Genomic DNA, 19,656 nt, shown 5'->3' on the forward strand with positions numbered 1-19,656 from the left:
TTTTATGGGTGAAAGGAATGTCATATGGACGCAAGAGTCCGGCGGCTGGGGGACGACGATGTGTCGTCGCTCGTCGGCGCGTTTATCGCCACCTTCAACGCCGCGCCCTGGCACGATGAGTGGCAGCAAGGGACCGCGCAGGCTTACCTGACCGGCCTGCGTGCGCATCCGGCCGGCTACGGTTGGGTGATCGAACGCGATGGCGTGCTGCTTGGCGCCGCGCTGGGCCATGTGCGGCGCTGGTGGGGCGGTGACGAACTTTTCGTCGACGAGTTCTTCATTCACGCCGATTGCCAGCGGCAGGGGTTGGGGCGGCAGCTGCTCGATGCGCTGGAGGACGATCTGCGCACTGCGGGCATCGGTGCGGTCACGCTGCTCACGGCCCGTTCGACGCCGGCCGAGGATTTCTATCTGGCGGGCGGCTATCACGGCAAGCCGGATTTGCGCTTCATGGCCAAGGCGCTCTGATCCGCAGAACGCGGCGCAGGGCCGCGTTCAGGCGTACTTGGCCAGCAGGTCGCGCAACTGGGTCAGGTCGGGGACTTCACCGCTGCCGATCGAGGTGTCGAGTGCGTTGCGCAGCGCCGTCAGCCGTGGCTGCTGCGCTTCGACCAGTGCCGCATTGCCGTCCGCATCGGCGTAGCCGATCAGGTCGGCCAGCAGCCGTGCCTCGACGTGACGCATGCCGTCGACTTCGGCGATATGCAGCGCCCGCTGGATCATGCTGATCGCCAGATCGGGGCGGCCATGCCGGTGCCGCAGCCGGGCCAGCAGGCCCAGTACCTGGGTTTCGCACCAGTGCGACGGCGTGAACACCAGCAGCGACAGCGCCTCCTCGAGTTTCTGTTCGGCCGCGTCGTCGTCGTCCTGTTCGGTGTCGATTTCGGCCAGCCGCAGCAGCAGCTCGGCCTGGAAGTGCTCGAACTGCCGGTTGCGGCACAGCGTCAGCGCCTCGACGAGGATCGCGCGCGCTTCGTCCTCCCGGCCCAGCACGTGAAGGTCCCAGCCGAGGCTGATCCGCACCTTGGCGATCAGGTGCACGTCGTCGCTGCTGGCGAGCTGGCGGTCGGCGGCCTGATGGAAGGTGACCGCCTGCTCGATCGCGCCGTAGGCGCTGCAGACCTGGCCGAGGCCGATCAGCGAGAGCGCCAGCGGACGGACATGCCGCGGGTCGCTGCCGCAAAGCCGCGCGCATTGCGCCCAGTGCAGCAGGGCCAGCCGGTAGTCGCCACCGGTGTAGTTGTCGCGTCCCAGCCGTTCCTGCACCGCCGGCTCGAGGTGGCTGAGCCCGTACATCTGGCAGCAGGCCAGCGCTTCGGCGAGCAGGATGCTGCCTTCGTTGCGCTCGCCGAGCTGATCCTCGATCAGCGACAGCAGGGTGGCGGCGCGCACCAGCGTTTCGACATCGTGCTCTTCGCGGGCGCGCGCCAGCAGCGGCCTGCACAGGCGCTTGGCCGTGGTCGGGTCGCTGAAGACGATCTGCTCGATGTCGTCGAGGGTCTGGAGGGCGGTCACCGGTGCTTCGGAAAGGAGGGCGATAACCGTATTCTACGGCTCGCCGGGCAATTCATCCTCCCTGAAGTAAGGGTGCCGACATCCGGCCGCCAGCGGGCGACCGGTCATCAACAGCCGTCTAGACGAGGGCGCAATCGCAGGCGTAGCTCTGCACTGCGGCGGCGCCATCGTCGAGGGCAAAGCCTTCGTCGCGCCAGCCGGCGATACCGCCGAGCATCAGCTTCACCGGCCGGCCGAGCCGGGCAAGTTGCAAGGCGGCCTTGTCCGCGCCGTTGCAGTGCGGGCCGGCGCAGTAGACGACGAACAGTGTCGCTGCCGGCCATGCCGCCATGCGTTCGGCGCTGATGTCGCGGTGCGGTAGGTTTACCGCGCCGCGGACATGCCCGGCGGCATGGGCCGTCGGCCCGCGCACGTCGAGCAGTACGAAGCCCGGCGCGCCCGACTGCATCGCAGCATGCACGTCGGAACAGTCGGTTTCGAGCGCCAGTCTGGCCGAGAAGTGGGCGAGTGCAACCGCGCTGGTTGCGGCTGGGACAGCGGTCACGGCGTTGGACATCGGGGTGTTCCTCATACGGGTTGGCAGAGCATTGTCGAGCCGGTACGGATTGCGCCATAGTGGCGGGATTGACAATCATCGGCAGGATAACGCCATGTCTTCGCGCCCCATTCGCGTCGTCGTGCTGGTTTACGACGGCCTGTGCACGTTCGAGTTCGGTTGCACCGTCGAGGTCTTCGGCTTGGTACGACCCGAGCTAACGGTGCCGTGGTATACGCTGACCATCGCCGGCATCGAAGCCGGGCCGTTGCGTGCCGCGGGCGGTATTACGGTCGGCGTCGATGCCGGTCTGGCGGCGGCCGACGAGGCCGATCTGATCATCCTGCCGGGCTGGCGGGGCGCCGAATCGCCACCGCCGGCAGCGCTGCTGGATGCGTTGCGCCGCGCGCATGCCCGTGGCGCCCGGGTTGCGACCATCTGTTCGGGCTCCTTCGTGCTGGCCGAGTCGGGCCTGCTCGACGGCCGTCGGGCCACGACGCACTGGCGCTACGCCGGGCTGCTGGCGAGCCGCTATCCGCAGATCGACGTCAAGCCGGACGTGCTTTATGTCGACGAAGGCCTGTTGCTGACGTCGGCCGGCTCGGCCGCCGGGCTGGACATGATGCTGCACATCGTCCGCAGCGATTACGGCGCCGATGTCGCCAACAGCGTGGCACGCCGGCTGGTGATCCCGCCGCACCGTGACGGTGGCCAGCAGCAATACATCGACCGGCCGGTGCCGCGCTTCGACAACAACCGGCTGGCGCTGACGATGGACTGGATGCGCGCACGGGCCGTCGAGCCGCTGACGCTGGCGCAGATGGCCGACCACGCGGCGATGAGCCCGCGAACCTTCCTGCGCCAGTTCCGCGACGCGACCGGTGCCAGTCCGTATGACTGGCTGCTGCGCGAACGCATCGGCATTGCCCGCGGCCTGCTGGAGGCCGGCGATGTCGGCCTTGAAAGGCTGGCCGCCGCCAGCGGTTTCGGCTCGGTCGAAAGCCTGCGGGCGCATTTCCGACGGGTGGTTGGCGTCGCGCCGTCGGTCTACCGGCGCCGCTTCGCCGTGGCCTGATGCCGGCTGCGCTGCCGGGCCGTCCGCAAACTTGATCCAGCGCAAGCAACCGCGAGGGACGTAGCGGAACTATTTGCGGTTACATGATGACGGGATGACGGTAAAAAAGGTTGTCGATCAGCAAGCATTGCCACAAGCAATGTCCGCTGCCGGCACCGGGGACGACCAACACCGCAACCCTGCACCCTTGATCAACACCCATCAAGCACGAGATCGACAGCAACGCTTCTGTACTCCAGCCCAGTGCCCGGCATTGCGCCGTGAACGATGCGGCGCGCTGTTATCCAACCGGATGGGCCAATCAACCTGGAGGCAAACCGTGGCCGGCAATTCATCACTCAGCCAACCCAAGGCGTTTTACCTGATTTTCTCGATCGAACTGTGGGAACGGTTCGGTTACTACGGCCTGCAGGGCATCATGGCGGTGTACCTCGTCAAGGTGCTCGGTCTGCATCAGGCCGATTCGTTCACGCTGTTCTCGTCCTTCGTTGCCCTCGTCTACGGCCTGATCGCCGTCGGCGGCTGGATCGGCGACAAGGTGCTCGGGACCAAGCGGACCATCATCCTCGGCGCGATCACGCTGGCGGTCGGCTACGCGATGATCGCGTTCTCGAACCATCAGGTCTCGTGGGTCTACCTCGGCATGGGGACGGTCGCGGTCGGTAACGGCCTGTTCAAGGCGAACCCGGGCTCGCTGCTCTCCAAACTGTACGAAAAGGGTGATCCGCGCATCGACGGTGCGTTCACCATGTACTACATGGCGATCAACATCGGTTCGTTCTTCTCGATGCTGGCAACGCCGTGGCTGGCCAAGGAATTCGGCTGGGGCGTGGCGTTCTCGCTGTCGGTCGTCGGCATGCTGATCACCATTGCCAACTTCCTGCTGTGCAAGAAGATGGTCGCCCAGTACGGCTCGGAACCCGACTTCAAGCCGCTGAACCTCAAATACCTTGCCTACGTGATCGCCGGCATTGTCGCGGTCTGTCTGGCCGCGTCGTGGCTGCTCAAGCATCCGACCGTCGCCAACTACGGTCTGGCCGCGATCTCGATCGGTATCGTCGCGATCTTTGCCAAGGAAACCTTCGCGCTCGAAGGCGCGGCCCGCAGCAAGATGATCGTCGCCTTCGTGCTGATGGTCGAAGCGGTGATCTTCTTCGTGCTCTACAACCAGATGCCGACGTCGCTGAACTTCTTCGCGATCAACAATACCGAACACAGCCTGCTCGGTTTTGCGGTGCAGCCGGAGCAGTTCCAGGCGCTGAACCCGTTCTGGATCATGGTGGCGAGCCCGATTCTGGCGCTGACGTACAACAAGCTCGGCGACAAGCTGCCGATGCCGCACAAGTTCGCCTTCGGCATGGTGCTGTGTTCGCTGGCCTTCCTGGTGCTGCCGCTGGGTGCGCGCTTCGCCAGTGAACAGGGGCTGGTGTCGGCCAACTGGCTGGTGCTGTGCTACGCGCTGCAGAGCGTCGGTGAGCTGCTGATCTCGGGCCTCGGCCTCGCGATGGTGGCGCAACTGGTACCGGAACGGCTGATGGGCTTCATCATGGGCGCGTGGTTCCTGACCACAGCTGCCGCATCGGCGGTCAGCGGCATGGTCGCCGGCCTGACCGCGGTCAGCGGCGACGTCAGCAACGCCCAGGCCTCGCTGGCGGTGTACAGCGACGTGTTCATGAAGATCGGCATCGTCACCGGCGTGATCGCCGTGCTGATGATCGTCACCGCACCGTTGCTGGCGCGGATGATCAGCGGGACCAAGGAAGTCGACGCCTTCGTCGCCGAAGGCGAGCTGGCGGCACAACGGCCGTAAGCGCAGCATCGATCGCAGTCAAAGGCCCCGTATCGCGGGGCCTTTTTGCATCCAGACTCCCCGTATGCCCAGCGCTGCTAGCGCCAGCCGAAGGCACCCAGCAGCGCGCCGGCGGCGATCAGCCAGATCGGGTTGAAACGGGTTTTCAGCCCGATCACCACGGTGGCGGCGGTGAGGGTCAGACTGACGATGCCGGGCCGGCTGCCGTTGATCAGCAGCACCCCGGTGGCGAGGATCAGCGCGATCGTCAGCGGCGCCAGCGCGCGGCGGATCAACTGGTGCCAGCGGTGTTCACGATGCCGGTGGCCGTAATGCTCGACCGCCAGCGCGATCAGCGACGAGGGCAGGCACATCGCCAGCAGTGCCACCAGCGCCCCGGGCAGGCCGGCAATCTGCAGGCCGAACAGCAGCACGAACAGCAGGTTGGGGCCCGGGGCGACCTGTGCGATCGTGTAGCTGGCGGCAAAGGCCGACTCGCTCAGCCAGTGATGCTCGGTGACGAGCACGCGGTGCATGTCGGGCAGGACCGCGCTGGCGCCGCCGAAGGCAATCAGCGACAGCTGGGCGAAGTGGCCGAAGAGCGAGAGCAGCAGCGTCATCGGCGGGCTCCGATCAGGCAGATCAGCAGCGAGAGCGGAATCAGCACCGCCAGTACCGGCAGCAGCGGCCAGCGCAGCAGTGCCACGGCGACGAAGGCCGCGCCACCGGTCAGCCAGGCGAGTCCGAGTCCGCGCTGGGCGAGCGCCAGCTTGATGGCGGTGAGGATGATCAGTCCGGCGGCGACCGCCGTCATGCCGTGCAATGCGCCCTGAATGGCCGGCAGGTCGGCGACATAGCGGTAGCCGACACCCAGCGCCAGCACGATCAGCCCCGGCGGGCCGATCAGCCCGAACGAGGCGGCGAGCGCGCCCTTGAGGCCGGCATGGCGGTAACCGAACATCATCGCCAGATTGACGATGTTCGGCCCGGGCAGGATCTGGCCGGTGCTGAGCAGATCGGCGAATTCGGCGTCATCGAGCCAGCCGCGCTCGTCGACCAGCACCCGTCGCGCCCACGGCAACACGCCGCCGAAGCCGATCAGCCCCATGCGGGCGAAGGTGCGGAATAGGGTGGCCGGCGTGATCGGTAGCGGCGGCATGATTGAAACCGTAACGAGTTCGATCCCCCATGCTAGCGCCACGCAGCTTTCAGATTGCCTTCAATGCCGTTTCGGGCCGACGGCTGCGGCGTTGCCGCGACACCCGATGCCGGTGCATTGTGTCGTTGACCGGGGCCGGGGGGGCCGGGATAATCCGCCGCTTCGCGGGAGAGTGGCCCGGCCTGAGCAACAGGTCGCGGGTCCGCCGAAGGCGCAAGCTCCCATAATCGCTCAGGCAAACGAACCGCGAAGTCAGTATCAAGGCCGATTGGAGAGAGGCCGGCATGACCGGTCCACCGAAGGGGCAATGCGCGATCCGTCGCGCCAAACTCTCAGGTAAAAGGACAAGGGGAGAGGCCGCAACCACTTGCGGATATCCCATGCTCTCCACCATCTACATCATCGCGATCACCGCCGAAGCCATGACCGGCGCGCTTGCCGCCGGCCGGCGCAATATGGACCTGTTCGGCGTCATGGTCATCGCCTTCCTCACCGCGCTCGGCGGCGGTACCGTCCGCGACATCGTGCTCGGCCACTACCCGATCGGCTGGACGCAGCACCCCGAGTACATCTGGCTGGTACTGTCGGCCGGTTTGTTCACCGTGCTGATCGCCCGCTTCATGCACCGCTTCGGCAAGATCTTCCTGATTCTCGACGCGTTCGGCCTGATCGCTTTCACGCTGATCGGCTGCGAAGTCGCGCTGACGATGGGCTATCACCCGACCGTGGTCGTCATGGCCGGGATGACCACCGGCATTGCCGGCGGCGTGCTGCGCGACATCCTGTGTTCACGCGTGCCGGTGGTGTTCCGCCACGAGCTGTACGCCAGCGTGGCCTTGCTGGTGGCACTCAGCTACCTCGGTCTGGGGCGCCTCGGTGTCCAGCATGACGTCAATGTGCTGATGTCGTTCGCGCTCGGTCTGGTGATCCGTCTGTTCGCGATCTACCGCGGCTGGCGGCTGCCGGTGTTCTCGTACCGTCAGCCGATCGACTGATCCGCCTGACCCGAACCTGCTGGTAACGTAACTCGGGTCGCGGTACCAAACGGGTCAACACCCCGGCCTGCTGCAAGTCCTGATTCACGGCTGAAGCCGCCTGCGCATAATGGCGCAATGGAATCCTGGTCCTTCGTCTCCGCCTTCGTGCTGCTGCTGCTGGTGACCGACCCGCTCGGCAGCATTCCGCTGTTTGTCGCCATGCTCAAGCAGGTGCCACCGCAGCGGCGCCTGCGCATGATCGTGCGCGAGGTGTCGGTGGCCTTCGTCGTGTTGCTGGTCTTCATGCTGACCGGCCAGCAGTTCCTCGCGCTGATGCATCTGTCGCAGACCTCGCTCGGCATCGCCGGCGGCGTCATCCTGTTCCTGATCGCGCTGCGCATGGTGTTTCCGCACCCCGATGGCGTGTTCGGCGACGTCAAGGGGGGAGAGCCCTTCATCGTGCCACTGGCGATTCCGCTGCTTGCCGGGCCGTCGGCCCTGGCGACGGTATTGCTGCTGGTATCGCGGGCACCGGACCGCTTGTGGGAGTGGATCGGCGCGCTGGCGCTGACGATGCTGGTTTGTGCGCTGGTGCTCGGGTTCTCCGAGAAGATCGGCCAGGTGCTGGGCGAGCGCGTCACCACGGCGTTCGAGCGGCTGATGGGGCTGGTGCTGACCGCCATCGCGGTCGAAATGCTGCTGTCCGGTGTGCGCGAGTACATTGCGTCGCTGACGTGAGCGCTTGATACCAGGCAAAGGGCCGATGCCATTTGCGTTTAGAATTCCGAACAGACCCGACCCACAGGAGTAGTCAGATGACCCAGAACGAACTCAAGGAAGCCGTCGGCCGCGCGGCGATTGCTTATATTCCGGACGATTGCATCGTTGGCGTCGGTACCGGCTCGACCGCGAACTACTTCATCGATGCGCTGGCCGAAATCAAGGGCCGCATCCGCGGCGCGGTGTCTTCCAGCGAAGCGAGCATTGCGCGGCTGAAAAAGCACAACATTCCGGTTTACGACCTCAACGCCATCGACAGCCTGCCGGTCTATGTCGACGGTGCCGACGAGATCAACCACCAGCTGCAGATGATCAAGGGCGGTGGCGCGGCGCTGACGCGCGAGAAGATCGTCTCGGCCGTCGCCGAGCAGTTCGTCTGCATCGCCGACGCCAGCAAGTATGTCGGCGTGCTCGGCAACTTCCCGCTGCCGGTCGAGGTCATCCCGATGGCACGCTCCTATGTCGCGCGCGAGCTGGTCAAGCTGGGCGGCCATCCGGCCTACCGCGAGGGCGTGGTGACGGACAACGGCAACATCATCCTCGACGTGCACGGACTGCGGATCGCCGAACCGGCTAAACTGGAGGCCGAAATCAACCAGATCGTCGGTGTCGTCACCAACGGCCTGTTCGCGCGCCGTCGCGCCGACGTCCTGCTGCTGGGTACCGAGGACGGGGTCAAGACCTACAAATAAAGCCTGCGCAGGCGGACCCCGGAAGACTTGAAACAAAAAATTAACAAGACTCTGCGATGATCCGGGGTCTGTCCGTTGGAGCGCCCATGATGTCCGAACACATTTCCAAACAATTCGACGCCGAACTCGAGGCGATCCGTTCGAGCGTGCTCGGCATGGCCGGTCTGGTCGAAGATCAGGTGCGCCTGGCGATGGAGGCCCTGTCGACCGGCAACATGGCGATCATCGACAAGGTGATCGAGCAGGAAGAGCGCGTCAACGAGATGCACGTGAAGCTCGACGACATGTGTATCCACATGATCGCGCGTCGCCAGCCGGCCGCCACCGACCTGCGCATGGTGATGACCGTGATCAAGTCGGTCGAGGATCTCGAGCGCATCGGCGACAAGGCCGCCCGCATCTGCCAGCGCGCCAAGAACATCTATGATGCCGGCCGCCTGCAGGTGCCGCGCTTTGCCGAGCTGGACCACATCGCCGAAGATGCGCTCGACATGCTGAGCAAGGCGCTCGACGCTTTCGCCCGCCTCGACGCGGTGCCGGCATCCGAAGTGATCCGCGACGACAGCCAGCTCGACAACGAATACCGCGCACTGCAGCGCCTGCTGATCACGATCATGATGGAAGACCCGCGCCAGATCACGCTGACGCTGGACATCCTGTGGATCGCCAAGGCGATCGAGCGCATCGGCGATCTGGCGGTCAACATCGCCGAGCAGGTGATCTTCCTCGTCAAGGGCCAGGACGTCCGGCACAAGACCCAGGAAGAAGTCGACAGTGTCGTGCACGCCAAGCGCGACGAATAAGCGACCGTCACCCGAACACCACGCCCCGCCAGTCGGGGCGTTTTTGCGTTCGCGGCAACTGGCGTTCCACCCGCAGCGGGTTGGCGGCGTTGAGCTGGCCGGGTATCGTTGAGTTTCCAAACCGTTTGCGACCACCATGACCGATGCTTCGCTGATTGCCGCCGTAGACTTGGGTTCCAACAGCTTCCGCCTGCAGATTGCACGTGTTCAGGGCGGCTCGCTGGTGCCGCTGACCACGCTGAAGGAAACGGTGCGGCTGGCTGGCGGAATCGATGCCGACGGCCGGCTTTCCGCCGACATCCAGAATGAAGCGCTGGCGGCCCTGCGCCGCTTCGGCAAGGCGCTGAACGGTCTGGCCCGTGCCCAGGTGCGGATCGTGGCAACCAATACCTTTCGTGTCGCGAAGAACATCGACGATTTCCAGCCGCTGGCCGAGGCCGCGCTGGGCTATCCGATCGAAATCGTCGCCGGGCTTGAAGAAGCCCGGCTGATCTACATCGGCGCGGCGCACAGCCTGCCGGGCAGTCGCAAGGCCCGGCTGATCGTCGACATCGGCGGCGGCTCGACTGAACTGATCATCGGCCGACAGTTCGATGCGCAGACGATGGAAAGCGTGCTGCTTGGCTGTGTCAGCTGGAGCCAGCGCTTTTTTCCCGACGGCAGGATCACCGAAGCGACGCTACGGGCCGCCGAGCTGGCGGCCTGCGAGATGCTCGAACCCGTCGCCGGGCAGTTCGGCGCGCAGCACTGGCAGGCCGCGATCGGGACTTCGGGAACGGCCCGTTCGATTGCCGACGTGCTGGAACTGAACGGCCTGACCGAGTCGGGCATCACCCTCGATGCATTGAAGCGCCTGCGCCAGCTGTTGCTGCAGGCTGGTCATATCGACGCGGTCGAGCTCAAAGGATTACGGGCCGATCGCCGGCCGGTGCTGGCGGGCGGCTTCGCGATCATGGCCGCCGTCTTCGAGATGCTCGGCATCGACAGGATGACGATCACCCAGGGTGCGCTGCGCGACGGCGTGCTGTACGACCTGATGGCCCGCAACGGCATGCTCGACGTGCGCGAACGCACCATCGGCGCGTTCCAGCGCCGTTACCACGTCGATACGGCACAGGCGGGGCGGGTGGCCGAACTGGCCGGCCTGCTGTTCCGCCAGTTGCATCCGGACGACGACGACACGGCGCGCGCGCTGCACCATGCGGCAAGACTGCACGAGATCGGCCGGCTGATTGCCCACGTCGGTTATCACAAGCACGGCGCCTACATCCTGCAGCACGCCGACATGCAGGGCTTCTCGCGCAGCGAGCAGGTGAGGCTGGCACAGTGGGCGCTGGTCCAGCGCGGCAGCCTGAACAAGCTCGGCAGCGAGCGCCGGAACGAACGGGACTGGGGCGCCATGCTTGCGCTGCGGCTTGCCGTGCTGTTCTGTCGCGGCAGAAAATCACAATGGCCCGCCGGTATCCGCTTGCGTCGCGCCGACGGCGACTTTCTGCTGCAGATCGATTCCGGCTGGCTGTCGGCCAATCCACTTACCGCATTCGCGCTCGACGAGGAAACACGCCAATGGCAAAAGCCGCGGCTCATCATCGCAAGGCCAACAAGCTGAGGCAGCACCTGCGCGCCGACAAGGCGGGCACCCATCCCGGGACGATGCAGTACGTCGGCCCGCGCCGGCCCGAAGAAACGCTGGCGACGCTGATCGAATTCGGTCCGGAGGAAAACGACTTCATCGAGACGCGCTTCACGTCGCTCGAAGAAGGCAAGACATTCGAGCGGACGCACCAGACGTTCTGGCTCAACCTGCATGGTCTCGCCAATCTCGAACTGCTGAAGTACGTCGGCAAGCGCTTCGGCCTGCACCCGCTGACGATGGAGGACATCGTCCACACCGAGCAGCGTCCCAAGGTCGAGGTTTATCCGGGCTATCTGTTCATCGTCGCGCGGCTGGCCAGCGTCGACGCCGACGGCGTGCTGTGCAGCGAACAGGTCAGCATCGTGCTCGGCCACGGTTTCGTGCTGACATTCCAGGAAAAGCCGACCGGCACGTTCACCGGCATCCGCGACAGCCTGAAGAACGCGCAGTCGCAGGTGCGCAAGCTCGGCGCCGACTATCTGGTCTACTCGCTGCTCGACAAGCTGGTCGATCGCTATTTCAGCGTGCTCGAAAGCATCGGTGACCGGATCGAATCGGTTGACGACCAGATCGCCGCAGGGCCGGTGCCCGATCATCTGACCGACATTCAGGAGCTGCGGCGCGGCATGCTCGGTATCAAGCGCGGATTGTGGCCTTTGCGCGAAGTCGTCAACGTCCTGCAGCGCGACGACGCGGACTTCTTCCATGAGGAAACGCAGCTTTATCTGCGCGACGTCTACGACCACACGGTGCAGCTGATCGAAAGCACCGAGGCGCTGCGCGAACTGGTCGGCAACCTGCAGGACTCCTACCTGTCGCTGCAGTCGCACCGGATGAACCTGCAGATGCGCATGCTCACGGTGATCACCACCGTGTTCATGCCGCTGACACTGATTGCCGGCATTTACGGGATGAACTTCGAGTTCATGCCCGAGCTGCACTGGCGCGGTGGCTACTTCGCCGCACTGGGCCTGATGGCGGCGATTACCGTCGGGCTAATCGCTTTTTTCCGCCGGAAGCAGTGGTTCTGACGCTGCATCGGTTTCAACTGTGCGCCGTGGCCCTTCGCGCAGGTCGGCGATGACGAGGCCGTCCTCGGTCAGAAAGGGGGGCTCGGCTTTCCTCGGGCTGCGGCGCTCGCCGTTGCGGCGTGGCAGCCAGAAATCATTCAGGTCTGAGTTCGACATCAGGCTGATCCTCGTCTGTCGCTTTCGTTCAGCATAGTCGGACTGACTACCAGAACCAAGCAAAGATGAAGACCCCCAGCATCGCTAGGGCAACAGCGACCTTGGCGATGGCGCCGACCAGCAGCCCGATCCACGTGGCAACGCCGACCCTGCCGGCCTGAACCACGTCGCGTCGGGCAATGAATTCACCTGCGGCGGCGCCGATGAACGGTCCGATGATCAGGCCGATCAGGCCGCCGGCAATGCCCAGCACCGCACCGATCAGCGAACCCCATATCGCCTGCGGACTGGCACCAACCCTTTTGGCGCCCAGTGCGCCGGCAACAAAGTCGAGCACGACCGACAGCGCCAGCAAGGCCGCCAGTATGACCAGCGTGACCCAGCCTATGCGTGTGAAATGGTCCGCCCACGCGGCCAGCAGCATGCCGCCGAAAATGAACGGTGTGCCGGGCAGCATCGGCAGCAGGGTGCCCGCGAAGCCGACAAGCACCAGTGCGGCAGCCAGCAAAAACCACAGTGTCGACGGATCGGTCATGCGTGTCTTTCCTCCTTGATGTCCTGAACGGAGTCTGCCGGCAGCGGCGAGTTCCCGGTGGCACCGGGAACGTGCCGGCGACGAACGCCACCGATCGCCACCGATCGCCGGCAGACTTGCCGGCTTGAAATCACCTGCTAGATTGGTCTTCTGTAAAGCTTACTTTGTTTGTTAGCAAAGAGGAGATCCACTCATGCCTTCCGTATCCCGTTCGCCGGGCTCGTTGCGCACCATGCTGGGCTGGTTGAAGTTCGGCAGCAACGATGGCGGCAGCCGTCTGGCGCTCGAACAGGCCGTCGATGCCGTTGTCAGTGTCGACCCCCAGGGCTGTGTGAGCTTGTACAACGCAGCGGCCGAGCGCCTGTGGGGCTTCCGGCGTGACGAGGTGCTGGGGCGGCCGGTGCATGCGCTATTGCCTTCATCGGTATTGGTCGATGATGCAAGCCGTGATGGGGCTGGGCGGGAAATCGAAATTTCGGGCCGTGACGGTCGCAAGGTCTGGGTCCACCTTTCCTTGTCGCGCGTACCGGGCAGCACGGCGTTTACCGCCTTCGTACGGGACATCTCGCTCGAGCACGCCAACCGCGAAGTGATCTCGCAAACGCTCGAGCAGGCGCTCGACGCCGTCGTGACCATTGACGAACACAACAACGTGACCTTCTTCAATCACGCTGCCGAAACGCTGTGGGGTTATGCACGCGGCGAGGTCATCGGCCAGAACGTCAAGATGCTGGTCCCGCGCGGCATTCAGCCCAGCCACGACGGTTATGTGAACGCCAACCGAAATACCGGTCAGGACAAGATCGTCGGCACCCGCCGCGAAGTGCAGATCGAGCGCAAGGACGGCAGCAAGGTGTGGGGTGGCCTGTCGCTGTCCAAGGTCCGGGTCGGTGACAAGATCATCTACACCGCCTTCGTCAAGGATGTGACGCGCGAACGCGAAGTACGCGAGGCGATGAACCAGACGCTCGAACAGGCGCTGGATGCCGTCGTATCGATCGATTCGGCCAACAACGTGACCTTCTTCAATGCCGCTGCCGAGAAACTGTGGAACCTGCGGCGTGACGAAGTGATCGGCCAGAACGTGAAGATGCTGGTGCCGCAGGGCATCCAGGCGAATCACGATCATTTCGTCAACGCCAACCGCACGACCGGGCAGGACAAGATCGTCGGCACCAACCGGGAGGTGTGCATCGAAAGGCGTGACGGCAGTCTGGTCTGGGCCAATCTGTCGCTGTCGAAAGTGCATTCGGGCGACCAGATCAGCTATACCGCCTTCGTCAAGGACATCACGCGTGAACGCGAAGCGCGGGAGATGATGAACCAGTCGCTCGAGCAGGCGCTTGATGCGGTCGTCACGATCGACGAACACAACAACATCACTTCGTTCAACGCTGCGGCCGAGAAGCTGTGGGGCTACGGTCGCGCCGAAGTCATCGGCCAGAACGTCAAGAAACTCGTGCCGATGGCGATCCAGTCGAATCACGACGGTTATGTGAACGCCAACCGCAATACCGGGCAGGACAAGATTGTCGGCACCAGTCGCGAGGTGTGCATCGAGCGAAAGGACGGCGAGAAAATCTGGGGGCAACTGTCGCTGTCCAAGGTCCGGCTTGACGGCAAGATCGCCTATACGGCCTTCGTCAAGGACGTGACGGTGACCCGCCAGGCACGGGACACCACCGACGCCGCAATGGCGGCGGTACTGACGTCGAGCAACCAGATCGGCCAGATTGTCGCGGTGATCGACGGCATTGCCGCGCAGACCAATCTGCTGTCGCTCAATGCGGCGATCGAAGCGGCGCGTGCCGGCGAGGCGGGGCGCGGTTTCGCGGTGGTGGCCGACGAAGTCCGCAATCTGGCGACGCGCTCGGCCGATTCGGCCCGCGAAATCGGCGGTCTGGTCGACGAAACCAAATTGCGGATCAACGAGCTGGCGGTGTCACTGGAAAAACTTTCGGGCGGGGCATGACCGAGTCATGACCAAGAAAAACGGGCAGCCTTGGCTGCCCGTTGCGTTTTGCGGACCTACGGATCAGGCCTGCGGGGTTTCCGCCGGCCGGTTCGAGGCCAGCCAGAACAGCACGCCGCCGGCGATAATCATCGGCAGGCTCAGCCACTGGCCCATCGACAGCTGCCCGGCAAGCAGGCCGAGGAAGTCGTCGGGTTCGCGGGCGAATTCGGCGATGAAGCGGAAGCCGCCATAGCCGAGCAGGAACAAGGCGGAGACCTGGCCGCGATGGCGCGGCTTGGCCGAGTACCACCACAACAGGGCAAACAGCACGATGCCTTCGAGCACCATCTCGTAGAGCTGCGAGGCATGGCGCGGCAGCATGCCGTACTGCGAAAGCCAGTCCTGCCATTGCGGATTGTCGGCGGCGACACGCAGATCCTCGGCGCGTGCGCTCGGGAAGCCCATGGCCCAGAAATTGGTCGGTGCGGTCACCCGGCCCCAGAGTTCGCCGTTGATGAAGTTGCCAAGCCGGCCGAACGCCAGGCCGATCGGCACCAGCGGGGCGACGAAATCGGCAACTTCGAAGAAGCGGCGATTGGTCTTGCGGGCAAACCAGATCATCGCGAACAGCACGCCGAGAAAGCCGCCGTGGAACGACATGCCGCCTTCCCAGACCTTGAGGATGTCGAGCGGGTGCGACAGATAGAAGCCGGGCTTGTAGAACAGGACATAGCCCAGTCGCCCGCCGAGGATCACGCCGAGGACGCCATAGAACAGCAGGTCGTCCATTTCTTCGGCTTTCCAGCCCGCCGGATTGCCCTGGCGGATGCGCATGCGGCCGAGCAGCAGGAACAGCATGAAGCCGAACAGATACATCAGCCCGTACCAGTGCACGCCGAAGGAGCCGATCGAAAAGGCGACCGGGTTGAGTTGCGGGTGAATCAGCATGTAATGCATCCACGTTTGAGAACGGGCACGATTATAGTCCGTGTCCCGTGCAGGCCGGTGCGGGATTCGTGCGTGGGAACTTTACGTCATCGTACTGCAATGCGGGACAACGCGGCTTGTCACCGGGGTGAAGTCGTGGCGATCGAAATTCGTTAGAATCGACACGTACCCAACCGTTTGCCGCAGGCCATCATGCCCCAATATCGTTCGCACACTTCTACCCACGGTCGCAACATGGCCGGCGCACGCGCCCTGTGGCGCGCCACCGGCATGAAGGACGGTGATTTCGGCAAGCCGATCATCGCCATTGCCAACTCGTTCACCCAGTTCGTGCCGGGCCACGTGCACCTGCACAATCTTGGCCAGCTGGTCGCCCGCGAAATCGAAAAGGCCGGCGGCATTGCCAAGGAATTCAACACCATCGCTGTCGACGACGGCATCGCCATGGGCCATGGCGGCATGCTGTACAGCCTGCCGAGCCGCGACCTGATCGCCGATTCGGTCGAATACATGGTCAACGCCCACTGCGCCGACGCGATCGTCTGTATCTCGAACTGCGACAAGATCACCCCGGGGATGCTGATGGCCGCGCTGCGGTTGAACATTCCGGTGATCTTCGTTTCGGGCGGGCCGATGGAGGCCGGCAAGGTCAACTGGCACGGCGAAATCCGCAAGCTCGACCTGGTCGATGCGATGGTCGAAGCGGCCAACGACAAGGTCAGCGACGAAGAAGTCGCTGCCGTCGAGCGTAGCGCCTGCCCGACCTGTGGTTCGTGCTCGGGCATGTTTACCGCCAACTCGATGAACTGCCTGACCGAAGCGCTCGGACTGTCGTTGCCGGGCAACGGTTCGATGCTGGCAACGCACGCCGACCGCAAGCAGCTGTTCCTGCAGGCTGGCCGCACCATTGTCGAGCTGGCCAAGCGCTACTACGAGCAGGACGATGCCAGCGTGCTGCCGCGTTCGATCGCAACCTATGAAGCGTTCGAGAACGCGATGAGCCTCGACGTGGCCATGGGCGGCTCGACCAATACAGTGCTGCACCTGCTGGCAGCGGCGTTCGAAGCCGGTGTCGACTTCAAGATGGCCGACATCGACCGGATCAGCCGCCGTGTACCGTGCCTCGCCAAGGTGGCGCCGGCGACGCAGAAATATCATATGGAAGACGTTCATCGCGCCGGTGGCGTGGTCGGCATCCTGTCCGAGCTCGATCGTGCCGGCCTGATCAACCGCGACGTGCCGACCGTTCACGCGAAGACGCTGGGTGAAGGTCTGGCGCAGTGGGACGTCATTCGCAACGGCGAAGACAGCCCGGCACGCTTGTTCTACCGTGCTGCGCCAGGCGGGATCTCGACTACCGTCGCATTCAGCCAGAGCATGCGTTATCCGGAACTGGATCTGGATCGCGCTGGCGGCTGCATCCGCAACAAGGAAAACGCCTACAGCCAGGACGGCGGCCTTGCCGTGCTGTACGGCAACATCGCCGAGCGTGGTTGCATCGTCAAAACCGCGGGCGTGGACGAGAGCATCCTCAAGTTCACAGGGCGCGTGCGCATTTTCGAAAGCCAGGACGACGCCGTGGCCGGCGTGCTGGCCGATCAGATCGTCGCCGGTGATCTGGTCCTGATCCGGTACGAAGGGCCGAAGGGCGGTCCGGGCATGCAGGAAATGCTTTATCCGACCTCGTACCTGAAGTCGAAGGGGCTGGGCAAGGAATGCGCGCTGCTCACCGACGGACGCTTCTCCGGCGGTACCTCGGGCTTGTCGATCGGTCATGTCAGCCCGGAGGCTGCCGAAGGCGGTGCGATCGGCCTGGCGGAGGAGGGCGACACCATCGAGATCGACATTCCGAATCGCTCCATCCATTTGGCCATCAGCGATGACGAGCTTGCCCGCCGCCGTGCCGCAATGGAGGCGCGCGGCAAGGACGCCTGGAAGCCGCTGAACCGTGAACGCTATGTCAGCCCCGCGTTGCGTGCGTATGCGGCGATGACGACCAGCGCTGATACCGGCGCGGTGCGTGACGTCTCCCAGGTTGAGCGCAAGTAAGAAGACAAGGCCGGCTTAGCCGGCCTTTTTCATGGGGAACAGGAGTATGGAAAGCGTGACGGCGGCGGTGATCCGTTCGCGGATGCTGGCAGTGGTTGCCGAAGTGCCGCAGGGCTTTGTTGCTACCTACGGCGACATCGCGCGGCTGGCCGGCTTTCCCCGTCATTCGCGCCAGGTCGGCGTGGCACTGAACCAGTCCGGCAATGCGGTGCCGTGGCACCGCATCGTCAACCACGAAGGCCGGATCAGCCGCCGTGGCCTCGACGGCAATGATGATCTGCAGCGCTATCTGCTTGAGGCCGAAGGGGTTGTGTTCGGCGCGGACGGCAGGATCGCGTTGAAGCAGTACCGCTGGCCGTCGGCGCGCTAAGTACGCTTAAGTAGATATCTGCGCCGGAAATGAAAAAAGCCGCTTCGAAAGAAGCGGCTTTTTGAATTTTCTGGTGGCCAGTCGCGGAATCGAACCACGGACACGCGGATTTTCAATCCGCTGCTCTACCAACTGAGCTAACTGGCCAACCAAGGAGACGAATTAAACACTATCGATTCTTCCACGTCAACACCTTTCGCGAAAAAAAGATGATGTGAGGCCGAATTCATTCGCCGCCACAGTTTTGTGTGGGTGATGCACTTAAAGCCGGCAACATTGGGCCGAGGGAAGCGAAGAGTGGCGAGGCCGTTTGCGGATAGTTGTCTGAATGACGATTCACGCGTCAGCTGGTGTGTTCCGGGCTTGGCGGGGTCGGCCGCCGGGTGTGCTGTGGGTTGCTACCTAAACCATGGGGCTGGCAGAGGCTAGGTCTGTGTGGGGCGATGAAACGTGGTTTGACGCGCTCGTTTCGGTGGGGCGGCATGGCGGAGGAAGGGTGAAAATCGAGGGGTGGGCCTGCGCATCTGAAGAAATGTCCGTGTGGCTGCAAGAAAAAACGTTTCCGTCGGGGCTTTTTACTCGAGAGTGACGATGCTGCTTCGTGTGGTGATCAAAGAAAAATCGGGTGAGGCGCTAGTTCGATTGAAAATAATTTCCTTACATTTCAGTGCTCTATCGATATTGTCGGTTTTTTTTGCATGGATGGTTTGACAGAGGGGTGTTCGTCGCTCATACTGCGCAGCTCATCCGGTGGGGTGGCCGAGTGGTTAAAGGCAGCAGACTGTAAATCTGCCCTCTCTGAGTACGCTGGTTCGAATCCAGCCCCCACCACCAGATACAGTAGTGCGGTAGTGAAGAGTCGTTGTTTGCAGTGTGGCTTAGTTCCCGGCGGGTGTAGCTCAATGGTAGAGCAGAAGCCTTCCAAGCTTATGACGAGGGTTCGATTCCCTTCACCCGCTCCAAAAAGTTTGATGCTGATGTAGCTCAGGGGTAGAGCACTCCCTTGGTAAGGGAGAGGTCGTGGGTTCAATTCCCACCATCAGCTCCAATCACGCTTGTATATTTCATTCTCAAATCCCGGTAAGGAAATATCATGGCTAAAGGTAAGTTCGAGCGGACGAAGCCGCACGTCAACGTCGGCACCATCGGTCACGTTGACCACGGCAAGACCACGCTGACCGCAGCGATCACCACCATCCTGTCGAAGAAGTTTGGCGGCGAAGCCAAAGACTACTCGCAGATCGACAGTGCGCCGGAAGAAAAAGCTCGCGGTATCACGATCAACACCGCACACGTCGAGTACGAAACCGAAGCACGTCACTACGCACACGTTGACTGCCCGGGTCACGCCGACTACGTGAAGAACATGATCACCGGTGCCGCGCAGATGGACGGCGCGATCCTGGTCTGCTCGGCTGCTGACGGCCCGATGCCGCAAACCCGTGAACACATCCTGCTGTCGCGCCAAGTTGGCGTGCCGTACATCATCGTCTTCCTGAATAAGGCAGACCTGGTGGACGACGCTGAGCTGCTCGAGCTGGTGGAAATGGAAGTTCGCGAACTTCTGTCGAAGTACGACTTCCCGGGCGACGACTGCCCGATCATCACCGGTTCGGCCCGTCTGGCGCTGGAAGGTGATCAATCGGAATACG

At 63.6% G+C, this 19,656-nt stretch carries 19 protein-coding genes, 4 tRNA genes and 2 riboswitches; of the genes, 16 read left to right on the forward strand and 7 right to left on the reverse strand.

What is annotated here, in order from left to right:
• The first annotated feature begins 24 nt into the window (after positions 1 to 24).
• The gene (locus tag JMJ54_RS15115) at positions 25 to 468 is read left to right on the forward strand and encodes a GNAT family N-acetyltransferase (protein WP_203539386.1); all 444 of its coding nucleotides are present in this window, start codon (positions 25 to 27) and stop codon (positions 466 to 468) included.
• A gap of 27 nt (positions 469 to 495) precedes the next feature.
• Here the strand turns inward: JMJ54_RS15115 and JMJ54_RS15120 are convergent, their stop codons facing one another.
• Both JMJ54_RS15120 and JMJ54_RS15125 read right to left on the reverse strand, forming a co-directional pair.
• On the reverse strand, positions 496 to 1,515 hold the full coding sequence (locus JMJ54_RS15120) for a tetratricopeptide repeat protein (RefSeq protein ID WP_203539387.1): 1,020 nt from the start codon (positions 1,513 to 1,515) through the stop codon (positions 496 to 498).
• A 118-nt stretch (positions 1,516 to 1,633) separates the two neighbouring features.
• A complete protein-coding gene (locus JMJ54_RS15125; protein WP_203539388.1) occupies positions 1,634 to 2,071 on the reverse strand; it encodes a rhodanese-like domain-containing protein in 438 nt (145 codons plus the stop codon).
• A 94-nt stretch (positions 2,072 to 2,165) separates the two neighbouring features.
• Between JMJ54_RS15125 and ftrA the strand changes: the two genes are divergently transcribed.
• Both ftrA and dtpA read left to right on the forward strand, forming a co-directional pair.
• Complete coding sequence (ftrA, locus tag JMJ54_RS15130; protein WP_203539389.1) at positions 2,166 to 3,125, forward strand: transcriptional regulator FtrA; 960 nt, start codon at positions 2,166 to 2,168, stop codon at positions 3,123 to 3,125.
• A gap of 319 nt (positions 3,126 to 3,444) precedes the next feature.
• On the forward strand, positions 3,445 to 4,935 hold the full coding sequence (gene dtpA, locus JMJ54_RS15135; protein WP_308438016.1) for a dipeptide/tripeptide permease DtpA: 1,491 nt from the start codon (positions 3,445 to 3,447) through the stop codon (positions 4,933 to 4,935).
• A 77-nt stretch (positions 4,936 to 5,012) separates the two neighbouring features.
• Here dtpA and JMJ54_RS15140 read toward each other — a convergent pair whose 3' ends face one another.
• On the reverse strand, positions 5,013 to 5,534 hold the full coding sequence (locus JMJ54_RS15140) for a chromate transporter (protein ID WP_203539391.1): 522 nt from the start codon (positions 5,532 to 5,534) through the stop codon (positions 5,013 to 5,015).
• A complete protein-coding gene (locus JMJ54_RS15145; RefSeq protein WP_203539392.1) occupies positions 5,531 to 6,073 on the reverse strand; it encodes a chromate transporter in 543 nt (180 codons plus the stop codon). Before JMJ54_RS15145 ends, JMJ54_RS15140 begins: the two co-directional genes overlap by 4 nt.
• 155 nt (positions 6,074 to 6,228) lie before the next feature.
• Positions 6,229 to 6,330: riboswitch (glycine riboswitch) on the forward strand.
• 1 nt (position 6,331) lies between these two features.
• A riboswitch (glycine riboswitch) is annotated at positions 6,332 to 6,431 on the forward strand.
• Positions 6,432 to 6,453: 22 nt separating this feature from the next.
• Here JMJ54_RS15145 and JMJ54_RS15150 point away from each other — a divergent pair.
• From JMJ54_RS15150 to corA, 6 genes are all read left to right on the forward strand, one after another.
• Positions 6,454 to 7,068, forward strand: coding sequence for a trimeric intracellular cation channel family protein (locus tag JMJ54_RS15150; protein WP_203539393.1), 615 nt, complete (start codon positions 6,454 to 6,456; stop codon positions 7,066 to 7,068).
• A gap of 117 nt (positions 7,069 to 7,185) precedes the next feature.
• Positions 7,186 to 7,788: a MarC family protein gene (locus tag JMJ54_RS15155; protein ID WP_203539394.1), complete on the forward strand. Its 603-nt coding sequence runs from the start codon at positions 7,186 to 7,188 to the stop codon at positions 7,786 to 7,788.
• A gap of 77 nt (positions 7,789 to 7,865) precedes the next feature.
• Entirely contained in the window at positions 7,866 to 8,522 is a 657-nt protein-coding gene (gene rpiA / locus JMJ54_RS15160) for a ribose-5-phosphate isomerase RpiA (RefSeq protein ID WP_203539395.1), read from the forward strand.
• 86 nt (positions 8,523 to 8,608) lie between these two features.
• Positions 8,609 to 9,325, forward strand: a complete 717-nt coding sequence (gene phoU, locus JMJ54_RS15165) for a phosphate signaling complex protein PhoU (RefSeq protein ID WP_308438017.1) — start codon at positions 8,609 to 8,611, stop codon at positions 9,323 to 9,325.
• A gap of 136 nt (positions 9,326 to 9,461) precedes the next feature.
• Complete coding sequence (gene ppx / locus JMJ54_RS15170; protein ID WP_239000118.1) at positions 9,462 to 10,934, forward strand: exopolyphosphatase; 1,473 nt, start codon at positions 9,462 to 9,464, stop codon at positions 10,932 to 10,934.
• Positions 10,892 to 11,992 (forward strand): magnesium/cobalt transporter CorA, encoded by a 1,101-nt coding sequence (corA, locus tag JMJ54_RS15175; protein ID WP_239000119.1) that lies wholly within the window; start codon positions 10,892 to 10,894, stop codon positions 11,990 to 11,992. Before ppx ends, corA begins: the two co-directional genes overlap by 43 nt.
• Positions 11,993 to 12,194: 202 nt before the next feature.
• Here the strand turns inward: corA and JMJ54_RS15180 are convergent, their stop codons facing one another.
• Complete coding sequence (locus JMJ54_RS15180; RefSeq protein ID WP_203539396.1) at positions 12,195 to 12,683, reverse strand: DUF456 domain-containing protein; 489 nt, start codon at positions 12,681 to 12,683, stop codon at positions 12,195 to 12,197.
• A gap of 193 nt (positions 12,684 to 12,876) precedes the next feature.
• Here JMJ54_RS15180 and JMJ54_RS15185 point away from each other — a divergent pair, with 193 nt between their 5' ends.
• Positions 12,877 to 14,655 (forward strand): PAS domain S-box protein, encoded by a 1,779-nt coding sequence (locus JMJ54_RS15185; RefSeq protein WP_203539397.1) that lies wholly within the window; start codon positions 12,877 to 12,879, stop codon positions 14,653 to 14,655.
• Between the two features lie 63 nt (positions 14,656 to 14,718).
• Here the strand turns inward: JMJ54_RS15185 and lgt are convergent, their stop codons facing one another.
• Positions 14,719 to 15,585, reverse strand: coding sequence for a prolipoprotein diacylglyceryl transferase (lgt, locus tag JMJ54_RS15190; protein WP_203539398.1), 867 nt, complete (start codon positions 15,583 to 15,585; stop codon positions 14,719 to 14,721).
• Between the two features lie 192 nt (positions 15,586 to 15,777).
• Between lgt and ilvD the strand changes: the two genes are divergently transcribed.
• Both ilvD and JMJ54_RS15200 read left to right on the forward strand, forming a co-directional pair.
• Entirely contained in the window at positions 15,778 to 17,634 is a 1,857-nt protein-coding gene (gene ilvD, locus JMJ54_RS15195; protein WP_203539399.1) for a dihydroxy-acid dehydratase, read from the forward strand.
• A gap of 46 nt (positions 17,635 to 17,680) precedes the next feature.
• Complete coding sequence (locus JMJ54_RS15200) at positions 17,681 to 18,004, forward strand: MGMT family protein (RefSeq protein WP_203539400.1); 324 nt, start codon at positions 17,681 to 17,683, stop codon at positions 18,002 to 18,004.
• 71 nt (positions 18,005 to 18,075) lie between these two features.
• On the opposite strand, the gene JMJ54_RS15205 is transcribed toward JMJ54_RS15200, so the two are convergent.
• Positions 18,076 to 18,151, reverse strand: a tRNA-Phe gene (locus JMJ54_RS15205).
• Between the two features lie 602 nt (positions 18,152 to 18,753).
• Between JMJ54_RS15205 and JMJ54_RS15210 the strand changes: the two genes are divergently transcribed.
• The 4 genes from JMJ54_RS15210 to JMJ54_RS15225 all read left to right on the forward strand — a co-directional run.
• Positions 18,754 to 18,838, forward strand: a tRNA-Tyr gene (locus tag JMJ54_RS15210).
• A 54-nt stretch (positions 18,839 to 18,892) separates the two neighbouring features.
• Positions 18,893 to 18,966 (forward strand) — tRNA-Gly (locus JMJ54_RS15215).
• An 11-nt stretch (positions 18,967 to 18,977) separates the two neighbouring features.
• Positions 18,978 to 19,052: transfer RNA gene (locus tag JMJ54_RS15220), tRNA-Thr, on the forward strand.
• Between the two features lie 45 nt (positions 19,053 to 19,097).
• Positions 19,098 to 19,656, forward strand: a 559-nt coding sequence (locus JMJ54_RS15225) for a GTP-binding protein (RefSeq protein WP_203539401.1), incomplete at its 3' end; no start/stop codon positions are given.

Origin of the sequence: Jeongeupia naejangsanensis, from assembly GCF_016865585.1 — a bacterium.
GTDB classification, from domain to species: domain Bacteria; phylum Pseudomonadota; class Gammaproteobacteria; order Burkholderiales; family Chitinibacteraceae; genus Jeongeupia; species Jeongeupia naejangsanensis.

Excerpts from the sequence above, each read along its gene's own strand:
- JMJ54_RS15115 (WP_203539386.1), top strand. The coding sequence starts at position 25 with ATGGACGCAAGAGTCCGGCGGCTGGGGGACGACGATGTGTCGTCGCTC.
- JMJ54_RS15125 (WP_203539388.1), bottom strand. The coding sequence starts at position 2,071 with ATGTCCAACGCCGTGACCGCTGTCCCAGCCGCAACCAGCGCGGTTGCA.
- ftrA (WP_203539389.1), top strand. The coding sequence starts at position 2,166 with ATGTCTTCGCGCCCCATTCGCGTCGTCGTGCTGGTTTACGACGGCCTG.
- JMJ54_RS15140 (WP_203539391.1), bottom strand. The coding sequence starts at position 5,534 with ATGACGCTGCTGCTCTCGCTCTTCGGCCACTTCGCCCAGCTGTCGCTG.
- JMJ54_RS15145 (WP_203539392.1), bottom strand. The coding sequence starts at position 6,073 with ATGCCGCCGCTACCGATCACGCCGGCCACCCTATTCCGCACCTTCGCC.
- JMJ54_RS15150 (WP_203539393.1), top strand. The coding sequence starts at position 6,454 with ATGCTCTCCACCATCTACATCATCGCGATCACCGCCGAAGCCATGACC.
- JMJ54_RS15155 (WP_203539394.1), top strand. The coding sequence starts at position 7,186 with ATGGAATCCTGGTCCTTCGTCTCCGCCTTCGTGCTGCTGCTGCTGGTG.
- rpiA (WP_203539395.1), top strand. The coding sequence starts at position 7,866 with ATGACCCAGAACGAACTCAAGGAAGCCGTCGGCCGCGCGGCGATTGCT.
- phoU (WP_308438017.1), top strand. The coding sequence starts at position 8,609 with ATGATGTCCGAACACATTTCCAAACAATTCGACGCCGAACTCGAGGCG.
- ppx (WP_239000118.1), top strand. The coding sequence starts at position 9,462 with ATGACCGATGCTTCGCTGATTGCCGCCGTAGACTTGGGTTCCAACAGC.
- corA (WP_239000119.1), top strand. The coding sequence starts at position 10,892 with ATGGCAAAAGCCGCGGCTCATCATCGCAAGGCCAACAAGCTGAGGCAG.
- JMJ54_RS15180 (WP_203539396.1), bottom strand. The coding sequence starts at position 12,683 with ATGACCGATCCGTCGACACTGTGGTTTTTGCTGGCTGCCGCACTGGTG.
- JMJ54_RS15185 (WP_203539397.1), top strand. The coding sequence starts at position 12,877 with ATGCCTTCCGTATCCCGTTCGCCGGGCTCGTTGCGCACCATGCTGGGC.
- lgt (WP_203539398.1), bottom strand. The coding sequence starts at position 15,585 with ATGCTGATTCACCCGCAACTCAACCCGGTCGCCTTTTCGATCGGCTCC.
- ilvD (WP_203539399.1), top strand. The coding sequence starts at position 15,778 with ATGCCCCAATATCGTTCGCACACTTCTACCCACGGTCGCAACATGGCC.
- JMJ54_RS15200 (WP_203539400.1), top strand. The coding sequence starts at position 17,681 with ATGGAAAGCGTGACGGCGGCGGTGATCCGTTCGCGGATGCTGGCAGTG.